The organism is Cellulomonas sp. URHB0016, assembly GCF_054057935.1.
Genome location: NZ_JBSRZU010000001.1, coordinates 3,742,634 through 3,755,743, shown reverse-complemented (window position 1 = coordinate 3,755,743; position 13,110 = coordinate 3,742,634). Strand labels below are relative to the sequence as shown.

Below are 13,110 nucleotides of genomic sequence, written 5' to 3'. Positions count from 1 at the left end.
CAGTCACGTCCCGGTCGGCACCTCGAGAGACCGTTCGGGCATCCGCATCCCGGCCCGCCGAGGAGCGAGCTCGCTCTGCAGCACGAGTGCTGCCGCACCGACGGCGGCGGCCTCGGGCGCATTCGTCGAGATGGCCACACGCACGGGGTGGCTGCCGCGTGCGAAGAACGACCGCGCCAGACGCCTTTCCACCTCGGGCACGTACAGCGAACCGGCGAGCGCGAACGCCGGCCCGGTGAGCACCACGAGCTCCAGGTCGAGGACGTTGGCGAGGGTCTGGGCGGCGACGCCGACGTAGCGGGCGGACCGCTGCAGGAGCTCCATCGGTTGCTGCTCGCCCCTCGCCGCAGCACGGGCGAGCACCGCGAAGTCCTCGGACACCACCCGACCGGGTAGCTCGACGCCGGCTTCCCGCGCGGCCGCCACCACGGCTGCGGGGCCCGCGAGCGCCTCGACACAGCCGACGCCACCGCACCAGCACGGCGGCCCGTCGAGGTCGACGCAGATGTGGCCGATCTCGCCCGCGTTCGAGCTGGACCCGCGGTAGACGGTGCCGTCGACGATGATCCCGGCGCCGATCCCGGTGCCCATGTAGAGCGCCGCGAACGCCGCCCCCGCGGCGATGCCGCCGGACCAGTACTCCCCGATCGCGGCCGCGGTGGCGTCGTTGTCGAGCAGCACGGGCAGGCCGACCGCGTCCTCGAGGGCGGCGGCGAGCGGGAACTCCGTCCACGCCTGCATGACCGGCGGCGTGAGCGTCATGCCGGTCGACGTCGAGATCGGTCCCGGCGACACCACGCCGAGCCCGAGCAGCCGGGCGGGGTCGACGCCGACGCGCGCGACGGTGGCGGAGATCTCGCCGGCGATGCGGTCGACGACCTCGCCCGGGTCGTCCGAGCCGGCGCCGGGCCGCTTCCAGCGGGCGACGATGGCGCCACCCAGGTTGGCGATCACGTAGGTGATGCCGGCGTGGTCGAGGTGGACGCCGACGGCGTACCGGGCCAGGGGGTCGAGCTCGAGAAGCATGCGCGGCTTGCCGCCGGTCGACTCGGCGCGGCCGACCTCCAGGACGAGCCCGTCGTCGATCAGCCGGCGGACGACGGTGGAGATCGTCGCTGCGGTGAGCCCCGTCGCGCGCGTGAGCTCGACCCGGCTGATGGTGCCGGACGCCCGGATCAGGTCGAGGATCGCTGCACGGCTGGACGCGTGGGCGGCGCCGAGCCCGGGCTGCGATCTCCTCACAGGTCTCCCCTTCCAACGATGCACGGACCGCGCCCACCATAACGACCGGAGCCGGCGACGTCGGTGGCCGCGACACGAGCGTTGACTTACTTTGTTCACTTGCCGAACAATGCCGTCCGGCAGCCGCACGAGCCATCGGCAACCCGGCGTTCGTGCCACAGCAGCGCCCCTGCCACGACCTGGAGCTCCCATGCACACGCACGCCCTGTTCGACGGCTGGACGGTCACGGCCGTCGGGAGCACGGTCCCCGAGGACCTCGTCGGCCGCCGCGTCCGCACGCACGTGCCGAGCACGAGCCACACGGCCCTGCTCGGCGCGGGCCTGATCCCGGACCCCTACCTCGACCGGCACGAGGAGACCGTGGCGTGGATGCGTCGCGCCGACTGGCTGTACGAACGCGACCTGCACCTCGCCCCGCCAGAGACCGACGAGCGCGTCGACCTGGTGCTCGAGGGCGTCGACACCGTCGCGGTGATCACGCTCGACGACCACGAGCTCGGTCGCACCGCCAACATGCACCGGTCGTTCCGGTTCGACCTGCGCGACCTCGTCCGCCCGGCCACCCAGCGGCTGCGGGTCGCGCTCACCTCGGCGCTCGGGCACGCCGAGGCCGAGGCCGAGCGGCTGGGCGCCCGCCCGCTCGCGTACGAGCAGCCGTTCAACATGGTCCGGAAGATGGCCTGCTCGTTCGGCTGGGACTGGGGACCGGACCTGCAGACCGCCGGCCTGTGGCGGCCGGTCACGGTGGAGCGCTGGCGGGTGGCGCGGCTGGCCTCCGTCCGCCCCCTGGTGACGGTCGACAGCGAGGGCACCGGCCACGTGGCCGTGCACGTCGACGTCGAGCGTTCCGGCCTGCCCGGAGCCGACGTCCCGCTGGTCGTGCGCGCCCAGGTGGGTGGCGCCGAGGCGACGATGACCCTCCCCGTCGGCACGTCGTCGGGCGTCGTCACGCTCGAGGTCCCGCACGTCGCGCTGTGGTGGCCCACCGGCCATGGCGCGCAGCCGTTGTCCGAGCTCTCCGTGGTGCTCGTGGACCCGGACGCCGAGCGGCCCGCTGCGCTGGACACGTGGACCCGACGCGTGGGCTTCCGGACGGTCGAGCTCGACACGGCGCCGGACGAGGACGGCACGCCGTTCACCTTCCGCGTCAACGGCCGGCCGATCTTCGTCAAGGGCGCGAACTGGATCCCGGACGACCACCTGCTCACCCGCATCACCCGCGAACGGCTGGCGCACCGCATCGACCAGGCCGTCGACGCCCACCTCAACCTGCTGCGCGTGTGGGGCGGCGGGATCTACGAGTCCGAGGACTTCTACGAGCTGTGCGACGAGCGAGGCGTGCTGGTGTGGCAGGACTTCCTGCTCGCCTGCGCGGCATACCCCGAGGAGCAGCCCCTCTGGGACGAGCTGGAGGCGGAGGCCCGCGAGCACGTCGCCCGGCTCACGCCGCACCCGTCGCTCGTGCTGTGGAACGGCGGCAACGAGAACCTGTGGGGCTTCGTGGACTGGGGCTGGCAGGGGGCGCTCGGTGGCCGCACCTGGGGCTACCGGTACGCCACGCAGCTGCTCAAGGGCGTCGTCGCGGAGCTCGACCCGACGCGTCCGTACTCCGACGGCTCGCCGTCCTCCCCCGGCCACGCCCTCGACGACGTCCACCCCAACGATCCCGCCCACGGCACCCACCACCAGTGGGAGGTGTGGAACCGCGTCGACTGGACCGCGTACGGCGACGAGGTGCCGCGGTTCTGCTCGGAGTTCGGGTTCCAGGGTCCGCCGACGTGGGCCACGCTCACCCGAGCCGTCCGCCCGGTGGTCGGCGACGCGCTCACCAAGGACGACCCCGCCTTCCTGCTGCACCAGAAGGCGGACGACGGCAACGGGAAGCTCGACCGGGGTCTCGCACCGCACCTCGGCGTGCCCGACGACTTCGTCGACTGGCACTGGGCCACCCAGCTCAACCAGGCGCGTGCGGTCCGGTTCGCGATCGAGCACTACCGGTCGTGGTGGCCGCGCACGGCAGGGGCGATCGTCTGGCAGCTCAACGACTGCTGGCCCGTGACGTCCTGGTCCGCGGTCGACGGCGACGAGCGCGCCAAGCCGCTCTGGTACGCGCTCAAGCACGCGTACCGGCCGAGGACGCTCACGGTCCAGCGCCGCGACGGTCGGCTCAGGCTGGCGGTCGTGAACGACACCCCAGCCATCTGGCAGGGTGCCGTCCACGTCTCACGGCAGCAGCTCGACGGCACCGTGCTGTCCGGGGTCGATCTCACCCTCGCGGTCGGTGCGTGGTCGGTCGGCCTCTTCGCCCTGCCCGACGACGTCGCTGAGCCCGAAAACGCGACGACGGAGGCGCTCGTCGCCGTGCTCGCGGACGGGCTCCATGACGTGAGGACGGTGCACACGTGGGTCGACGACGTCGACCTGCGGCTGGACCCTCGACCGCTGCGCGCCACCGTGAGCCCCGAGCAGGACGGCTACCGCGTCGACGTGCACGCCACGTCGCTGGCCCGGGCGGTCACCCTTCTCGTCGACCGCCTCGATCCGGACGCCGTCGTGGACGACGCCGTGGTCGACGTCCCCGCCGGGACCTCCGTGAGCTTCCACGTCCGCACGCTCGGCCGGTTCGACCCGCAGGCGCTGACCCGCCACCCCGTGCTCCGCACGGCCAACGACGTCGTCGTTCCTGCACCACCGGCGTCCGCCGTCGCGAGCGCGCGCTCGAACGGGTCACTGCCACGGCCCGGCACCGCCTGACGCCCACCGGAGGGGCGCGGGCCAGGTGCGCTCCGCCGTTACGCTGGCGAGCGTGACCCCACGGATGGACGCGGTCGGCCTGGTGCTGGCCAGGCCCGCCCGGATGCTCGGACTCGAGCCCTTCTTCATGGAGCTGATCGCCGGCATCGAGGAGTCGATCGCCGTCGAGGGCCGCTCGCTCCTCCTGCACGTGGTGCCGGACCAGGAGGCGGAGATCCGCGCGTACCGCCGGTGGGGCGAGGGTCAGCTCGTCGACGCCGTCGTGGTGGTGAACGTGGCCGTGGAGGACACCCGGCTGGACGTGCTCCAGGAGCTCGGCATCCCCACGGTCGTGGTCGGCGGACCGACCCGCGAGATGCCCGTGTCCCACGTGTGGATCGACAACGCCCAGGCGATGCGCGACGCCGTGGGCCACCTCGTCGCCCTCGGCCATGTCCGGCTCGGACGCGTGTCCGGGCCGCGCCGCCTCGCGCACACCCAGGCGCGCACGGAGGCGTTCGTCAGCGAGTGCGCCCGGCTGGGCGCCCAGGGCAGCGTGCTGGAGGGCGACTACGGCGAGGAGTCGGGCGTCCGTGCGACGCGCACCCTGCTCGGCCGCGGTTCGGCACCGTCCGCCATCATCTACGACAACGACGTCATGGCCGTCGCCGGACTCCGTGTCGCCGGCGAGCTCGGCATCACGGTCCCCGAGCGGCTCTCGCTCCTGGCCTGGGACGACTCCGCCCTGTGCCGCCTGTCGCACCCCCCGCTGTCCGCCATGAGCCTCGACGTGCACGGCATGGGGGTGCAGGTCGCCGACAGCGTGCTCAACCTCCTCGCCTCAGGGGCCGTCGTCTCGTCGAGCGCTCCCCTGCCCTGCCTCATCTCCCGCGGGAGCACGGCGCCCGCACGTCGCCCGCGGTCTGACCGCCCCGCTGCCCCGTCCGACGCCGGGGGCCGGCCGAGCTGACCCGCCCAGGCACCGGGCGTCCTGTCCGCGCGATGACCGGCGCGTTCGTTCGGCAGGTCCACCTGCACGTACCCCCTCCGGGTGGTTGGGTAGGGGGATGAGCCAGGCCGCGCCCTCCCCGGTACCCGTCGACCCCGACACCCTGCGCACCATCGCCGAAGGCGCCCACTACGACCCCCACGGCGTCCTCGGTCCCCACGTCGCGGACGGTGGCGTCACGATCCGCACGCTGCGCCCGCTCGCCGAGAAGGTCGTGGTCATCACGCCCGACACCCGGGTGGCCGCCCGGCACGAGCAGGACGGCATCTGGGTCGCCGTGCTCCCGGGTACCGACGTGCCCGACTACCGCATCGAGGTGACGTACGACGGTCGCGCGACGCTCGTGGACGACCCGTACCGCTTCCTGCCCACCGTCCAGGAGCTCGACCGCCACCTCATCCGTGAGGGCCGCCACGAACAGCTGTGGACGGTGCTCGGCGCGAACGTCCGGACGTACCCGGGGGTGCTGGGCGAGGTCCAGGGCACGTCCTTCGCCGTCTGGGCACCCAGCGCACGGGCCGTGCGCGTGGTCGGCGACTTCAACCACTGGCAGGGCGCGACCCACGCGATGCGCTCCCTCGGCGACAGCGGCGTGTGGGAGGTCTTCGCACCCGGCGTGACCGCCGGGGCACGGTACAAGTTCGAGATCCTGGGCCAGGACGGGTCGTGGCGGCAGAAGGCCGATCCCCTCGCGCAGGGCACCGAGGTCCCGCCCGCGACCGCCTCCGTGGTCGTCGAGACCCGCTTCGAGTGGTCCGACGACGAGTGGATGACCGCCCGCGCCCAGCGGGACCCGCACACCGGACCCATGAGCATCTACGAGGTCCACCTCGGCTCCTGGCGCCTCGGCCTGTCCTACCGCGAGCTCGCGAACCAGCTCACCGAGTACGTGCTGGCCCTCGGCTTCACGCACGTCGAGTTCCTGCCGGTCGCGGAGCACCCGTTCGGCGGCTCGTGGGGATACCAGGTGTCGTCGTACTTCGCGCCGACGTCCCGCTTCGGCCATCCCGACGACTTCCGGTTCCTCGTCGACACCCTGCACCGCGCCGGCATCGGCGTCATCGTGGACTGGGTACCTGCACACTTCCCGAAGGACGAGTGGTCGCTCGCCCACTTCGACGGCACGTCGTTGTACGAGCACCCCGACCCGCTGCTCGGAGAGCACCCCGACTGGGGCACGTACGTCTTCAACTTCGGACGGGTCGAGGTCCGCAACTTCCTCGTCGCCAACGCCGTCTACTGGCTCGAGGTGTTCCATGTCGACGCCCTCCGCGTCGACGCCGTCGCGTCGATGCTGTACCTGGACTACTCCCGCCGCCCGGGACAGTGGCGGCCCAACAAGTACGGCGGCCGCGAGAACCTCGAAGCGATCTCGTTCCTCCAGGAGGCCAACGCGACCGCCTACCGGCGCGCCCCCGGCACCATGATGATCGCCGAGGAGTCCACCGCCTGGCCGGGCGTCACCGCCCCGACCAACAGCGACGGACTCGGGTTCGGCCTCAAGTGGAACATGGGCTGGATGAACGACACGCTCCGCTACCTCGCCGAGCAACCCATCCATCGTCGTTATCACCACCACGAGATCACGTTCTCGATGGTCTATGCCTACTCCGAGCGCTTCATCCTCCCGATCAGCCACGACGAGGTCGTGCACGGCAAGGGCTCCCTGTACGGCCGCATGCCTGGTGACCATTGGCAGAAGCTCGCCGGCGTCCGCCTCCTGCTGGCGTACCAGTGGACCCACCCCGGCAAGCAGCTCCTGTTCATGGGCTCCGAGTTCGCACAGCGCACCGAGTGGGCCGAGGGCAAGTCGATCGACTGGGGCGCGCTGGACTTCGACGCCAGCCACCACGGCGTGTGGGACGCCCTCCGCGACCTCAACGCCCTCTACCGGAAGACGCCGGCGCTGTGGGAGCTCGACCACACGCCAGACGGATTCGAGTGGATCGACTCCGACGCCGCGGACCACAACCTGCTCGCGTACCTGCGCAAGGGGACCGACAGCCCGGACGTCGCGGTGGTCGTCAACTTCTCCGGCGTCCCGCACGAGAGCTACCGTCTCGCCCTGCCGAAAGCCGGGCGTTGGCGCGAGGCCTACAACTCCGACTCCGTCGCCTACGGGGGTTCCGGCGTCGGCAACCTCGGGGAGATCGAGGCCACCACCGAGCCGCACTACGGCCGGCTGTACTCCGCCACGATCCGCGTACCGCCGCTGGGCGCCGTCCTGTTCATCTCCGACCCCGCCTGACCGGCACGTCTGGCCTCGTAGCCTGGAGCCCATCAACCTGAACCCCGGGCTACGGGGCAACGCCCCGTCCGCGGCGAGCCTCACCGGCCATCCCTGGCGTCCTTGTCGCGATGGATGGGACCGGTCCCCGATGCATATGCATCTCTCCGGCCGGCCCGGATTGTCCCGGGCGCCCTTGGGGAAACCGACCTCGGGACGTTTGGGTAAACAGAAAGAGCCACCCCCGGAGGGGTGGCTCTTTCTGAATGAGTGTCCGGCGGCGTCCTACTCTCCCACACCCTGGCGAGTGCAGTACCATCGGCGCTGAAGGGCTTAGCTTCCGGGTTCGGAATGGGACCGGGCGTTTCCCCTTCGCTATGACCGCCGTAACGTTGTCGAGTTGTCAAACGGGTTCCCGTTCGTCTCTCGGGAACCGCACAGTGGACGCGTAGCAATGAATGAAGGTGGTGAAGTTGTCGGCATATTAGTACCGGTCAGCTGCGAGGGTCTTTCGTCCCCTCTTCCACATCCGGCCTATCAACCCAGTGGTCTAGCTGGGTGCCTCTCAGGGATCAAGTCCCCGTGGAAACCTCATCTTGAAGCAGGCTTCCCGCTTAGATGCTTTCAGCGGTTATCCCTTCCGAACGTAGCCAACCAGCCGTGCTCCTGGCGGAACAACTGGCACACCAGAGGTTCGTCCGTCCCGGTCCTCTCGTACTAGGGACAGCCCTTCTCAAGTTTCCTGCGCGCGCAGCGGATAGGGACCGAACTGTCTCACGACGTTCTAAACCCAGCTCGCGTACCGCTTTAATGGGCGAACAGCCCAACCCTTGGGACCTACTCCAGCCCCAGGATGCGACGAGCCGACATCGAGGTGCCAAACCATGCCGTCGATATGGACTCTTGGGCAAGATCAGCCTGTTATCCCCGGGGTACCTTTTATCCGTTGAGCGACGGCGCTTCCACAAGCCACCGCCGGATCACTAGTTCCGACTTTCGTCCCTGCTCGACCTGTCAGTCTCACAGTCAAGCTCCCTTGTGCACTTGCACTCGCCACCTGATTGCCAACCAGGCTGAGGGAACCTTTGAGCGCCTCCGTTACATTTTAGGAGGCAACCGCCCCAGTTAAACTACCCACCAGGCACTGTCCCTGGTCCGGATCACGGACCGAGGTTAGATATCCAGAGCGACCAGAGTGGTATTTCAACGTTGACTCCACCGACACTGGCGTGCCGGCTTCACAGTCTCCCACCTATCCTACACAAGCCGCACCGAACACCAATACCAAGCTATAGTAAAGGTCCCGGGGTCTTTCCGTCCTGCTGCGCGTAACGAGCATCTTTACTCGTAGTGCAATTTCGCCGAGTTCGCGGTTGAGACAGCGGAGAAGTCGTTACGCCATTCGTGCAGGTCGGAACTTACCCGACAAGGAATTTCGCTACCTTAGGATGGTTATAGTTACCACCGCCGTTTACTGGGGCTTAAATTCTGAGCTTCGCCTTGCGGCTGACCCGTCCTCTTAACCTTCCAGCACCGGGCAGGCGTCAGTCCGTATACATCGTCTTGCGACTTCGCACGGACCTGTGTTTTTAGTAAACAGTCGCTTCTCCCTGGTCTCTGCGGCCCTTCACGCTTCCCCGAGCTAGTCGGTTCACGCTTCAGGCCCCCCTTCTCCCGAAGTTACGGGGGCATTTTGCCGAGTTCCTTAACCACGATTCTCTCGATCGCCTTGGTATTCTCTACCTGACCACCTGAGTCGGTTTGGGGTACGGGCGGCTAGAACCTCGCGTCGAGGCTTTTCTTGGCAGCATAGGATCACCATTTTCCCGCGTTCGCGGTCACCATCAGCTCTCAGGCTTCATGAGAGGCGGATTTGCCTACCTCTCGCCCTACGACCTTGGACGTGGACTACCATCGCCACGCACGGCTACCTTCCTGCGTCACCCCTGTTAATACGCTTACCTACTACCGGTTCGGGTCACGAGCTCCCCGGCACGGTACCCCCGAAGGGGTGGTGTGCCGGCTCGGTCGTTTAGCATCACCGGGCTCGGTATGGGCGGTTCTTCGCCGGTACGGGAATATCAACCCGTTGTCCATCGACTACGCCTGTCGGCCTCGCCTTAGGTCCCGACTTACCCAGGGCGGATTAGCCTGGCCCTGGAACCCTTGGTCATTCGGCGGACGGGTTTCTCACCCGTCATTCGCTACTCATGCCTGCATTCTCACTCGTGTAGCGTCCACCGCTGGGTCACCCCGCGACTTCACTCGCCACACGACGCTCCCCTACCCATCCACACACCTGAACCACGAAGGCTTAGTTATCGTGTGAATGCCACAGCTTCGGCGGTATGCTTGAGCCCCGCTACATTGTCGGCGCGGAATCACTTGACCAGTGAGCTATTACGCACTCTTTCAAGGGTGGCTGCTTCTAAGCCAACCTCCTGGTTGTCTGTGCAACTCCACATCCTTTCCCACTTAGCATACGCTTAGGGGCCTTAGCTGGTGGTCTGGGCTGTTTCCCTCTCGACTACGGAGCTTATCCCCCGCAGTCTCACTGCCACGCTCTGGCTTACCGGCATTCGGAGTTTGGCTAACGTCAGTAACCTGGTGGGGCCCATCGGCTATCCAGTAGCTCTACCTCCGGCAAGAAACGCGTGACGCTGCACCTAAATGCATTTCGGGGAGAACCAGCTATCACGGAGTTTGATTGGCCTTTCACCCCTAACCACAGGTCATCCCCCAGGTTTTCAACCCTGGTGGGTTCGGGCCTCCACGCGGTCTTACCCGCGCTTCACCCTGCCCATGGCTAGATCACTCCGCTTCGGGTCTAGAGCACGCGACTGAGACGCCCTATTCGGACTCGCTTTCGCTACGGCTTCCCCACACGGGTTAACCTCGCCACGTACCACTAACTCGCAGGCTCATTCTTCAAAAGGCACGCCGTCACCCCTGCTAGGGAGGCTCCGACGGATTGTAGGCACACGGTTTCAGGTACTATTTCACTCCCCTCCCGGGGTACTTTTCACCTTTCCCTCACGGTACTTGTCCGCTATCGGTCACTAGGTAGTATTTAGGCTTACACAGTGGTCTGTGCAGATTCACTCCAGGTTTCTCGGGCCCGGAGCTACTTGGGATCCCTCACGGGAGGCCACGCCATTTCGTCTACGGGGGTCACACCCTCTGTGCCGGGCCTTTCAATGCCCTTCGACTATGACGCGACTTTCTGACTCCCTGTCGGTTCGGCAGAACCAACAGCAAGGTCCCACAACCCCGCATACGCAACGCCTGCCGGCTTGAACACGTAGACGGTTTGGCCTGATCCGCTTTCGCTCGCCACTACTCACGGAATATCTCTTCCTGGCGGTACTGAGATGTTTCACTTCCCGCCGTTCCCTCCACACACCCTATATATTCAGGTGCGGGTCACACGACATGACTCGTGCGGGGTTTCCCCATTCGGACATCCTCGGATCACGGTTCGTTTGCCAACTCCCCGAGGCTTATCGCAGGCTACAACGTCCTTCTTCGGCTCCTAGTGCCAAGGCATCCACCCTGTGCCCTTATAAACTTGACCACAAAGATCATTCAAAGATGCTCGCGTCCACTGTGCAGTTCTCAAGCTACGACCGGGTGACTCGCCCTTACACTCCCCCGCCTACCCACCACACGGTGAGCGGTTCGAAGGACCAGGCGGCCCGCAGGCCGACGCGCACCACCCCCACCCACAGGCGGCGACAGTGCGCGACTCGACCCCAAGTTCCCAACCTTCCGGCTGTTCCCTCAGGACCCAACAGCGTGCCAAGCCCACCCAGATCATCCGGCGATCCACTCGTTCCCTCCCCACCGCGAACGGCAGGCGTACTAGAGCAACCACCGGCACCAGGCCGGCCATAGTCGATGTTCCACCCTCGAGCACCACCACACGATCGTTCGCCGTGTGTGCGGGCCTGGACACCCTGCACCCACCCATGACAGGCGAGCACGGCTGCCAGATGCTCCTTAGAAAGGAGGTGATCCAGCCGCACCTTCCGGTACGGCTACCTTGTTACGACTTAGTCCCAATCGCCAGTCCCACCTTCGACAGCTCCCTCTCTTACGAGTTGGGCCACCGGCTTCGGGTGTTACCGACTTTCGTGACTTGACGGGCGGTGTGTACAAGGCCCGGGAACGTATTCACCGCAGCGTTGCTGATCTGCGATTACTAGCGACTCCGACTTCATGGGGTCGAGTTGCAGACCCCAATCCGAACTGAGACCGGCTTTTTGGGATTCGCTCCACCTCGCGGTATCGCAGCCCTTTGTACCGGCCATTGTAGCATGCGTGAAGCCCAAGACATAAGGGGCATGATGATTTGACGTCATCCCCACCTTCCTCCGAGTTGACCCCGGCAGTCTCCTATGAGTCCCCGGCATAACCCGCTGGCAACATAGGACGAGGGTTGCGCTCGTTGCGGGACTTAACCCAACATCTCACGACACGAGCTGACGACAACCATGCACCACCTGTACACCGACCTTGCGGGGAGCGCATCTCTGCACTTTTCCGGTGTATGTCAAGCCTTGGTAAGGTTCTTCGCGTTGCATCGAATTAATCCGCATGCTCCGCCGCTTGTGCGGGCCCCCGTCAATTTCTTTGAGTTTTAGCCTTGCGGCCGTACTCCCCAGGCGGGGCACTTAATGCGTTTGCTGCGGCACGGAACTCGTGGAATGAGCCCCACACCTAGTGCCCAACGTTTACGGCATGGACTACCAGGGTATCTAATCCTGTTCGCTCCCCATGCTTTCGCTCCTCAGCGTCAGTTGCGGCCCAGTGACCTGCCTTCGCCATCGGTGTTCCTCCTGATATCTGCGCATTCCACCGCTACACCAGGAATTCCAGTCACCCCTACCGCACTCTAGTCTGCCCGTACCCACTGCAAGCCCGAGGTTGAGCCTCAGGTTTTCACAGCAGACGCGACAAACCGCCTACGAGCTCTTTACGCCCAATAATTCCGGATCAACGCTTGCGCCCTACGTATTACCGCGGCTGCTGGCACGTAGTTAGCCGGCGCTTCTTCTGCAGGTACCGTCACTTGCGCTTCTTCCCTGCTGAAAGAGGTTTACAACCCGAAGGCCGTCATCCCTCACGCGGCGTCGCTGCATCAGGCTTGCGCCCATTGTGCAATATTCCCCACTGCTGCCTCCCGTAGGAGTCTGGGCCGTGTCTCAGTCCCAGTGTGGCCGGTCGCCCTCTCAGGCCGGCTACCCGTCGTCGCCTTGGTAGGCCATTACCCCACCAACAAGCTGATAGGCCGCGAGCCCATCCTTGACCGATAAATCTTTCCAGACGCCACACATGCGTGTACGTCTCATATCCGGTATTAGCCACCGTTTCCCGTGGTTATCCCAGAGTCAAGGGCAGGTTGCTCACGTGTTACTCACCCGTTCGCCACTGATCAGACCAGCAAGCTGGCCATCACCGTTCGACTTGCATGTGTTAAGCACGCCGCCAGCGTTCGTCCTGAGCCAGAATCAAACTCTCCGTAAATGTCTACATGGCACCGGCACCACCAAAGCGGACCGGCAACCGACACACGAAACAGTCCCGAAGGACCAATCAGATTCGGCTGTATTCGAGCCGCCCACCCACGGAGGCGGGTATCACGACTCGCATCTCAACCAAGACCCACCACATCACTGCGATGGACCATCTTGGCATCGACTACTTGGCACACTGTTGAGTTCTCAAGGAACAGACGCGCATCCGTTTCGGTCTCTCGACCCGCCCGGAGGCAACTGCTCTAACTTAGCGGAGCCGGCCCACCGCGTCAAACTTCCCTGTCAGGCAAGCTTGTGGCGAGGACGAGGTCCCTGGTCCGGACACTCTCGATGACCGACGATCGTGTCGCCGGTCGAGGTG

4 protein-coding genes and 3 rRNA genes are annotated in these 13,110 nt (G+C 66.2%); 3 read left to right on the top strand and 4 right to left on the bottom strand.

Going from position 1 to position 13,110, the window contains the following annotated elements:
• Positions 1-3: 3 nt before the first annotated feature.
• A complete protein-coding gene (locus ACVW07_RS17215) occupies positions 4-1,242 on the bottom strand; it encodes an ROK family protein (RefSeq protein ID WP_456820431.1) in 1,239 nt (412 codons plus the stop codon).
• 190 nt (positions 1,243-1,432) lie between these two features.
• Here ACVW07_RS17215 and ACVW07_RS17210 point away from each other — a divergent pair, with 190 nt between their 5' ends.
• The 3 genes from ACVW07_RS17210 to glgB all read left to right on the top strand — a co-directional run bounded on the left by ACVW07_RS17210 (position 1,433) and on the right by glgB (position 7,233).
• Entirely contained in the window at positions 1,433-3,997 is a 2,565-nt protein-coding gene (locus ACVW07_RS17210) for a glycoside hydrolase family 2 protein (RefSeq protein WP_456820430.1), read from the top strand.
• Positions 3,998-4,049: 52 nt separating this feature from the next.
• The gene (locus tag ACVW07_RS17205; protein WP_456820429.1) at positions 4,050-4,946 is read left to right on the top strand and encodes a LacI family DNA-binding transcriptional regulator; all 897 of its coding nucleotides are present in this window, start codon (positions 4,050-4,052) and stop codon (positions 4,944-4,946) included.
• Between the two features lie 97 nt (positions 4,947-5,043).
• A complete protein-coding gene (gene glgB, locus ACVW07_RS17200) occupies positions 5,044-7,233 on the top strand; it encodes a 1,4-alpha-glucan branching protein GlgB (RefSeq protein ID WP_456820428.1) in 2,190 nt (729 codons plus the stop codon).
• Between the two features lie 251 nt (positions 7,234-7,484).
• Here the strand turns inward: glgB and rrf are convergent.
• The 3 genes from rrf to ACVW07_RS17185 form a co-directional block, all read right to left on the bottom strand.
• Positions 7,485-7,601, bottom strand: a 5S ribosomal RNA gene (gene rrf, locus ACVW07_RS17195).
• A 75-nt stretch (positions 7,602-7,676) separates the two neighbouring features.
• Positions 7,677-10,786: ribosomal RNA gene (locus tag ACVW07_RS17190) — 23S ribosomal RNA — on the bottom strand.
• 429 nt (positions 10,787-11,215) lie between these two features.
• Positions 11,216-12,738, bottom strand: a 16S ribosomal RNA gene (locus tag ACVW07_RS17185).
• Together the 16S, 23S and 5S rRNA genes form the textbook arrangement of a ribosomal RNA operon.
• Positions 12,739-13,110 lie beyond the last annotated feature (372 nt).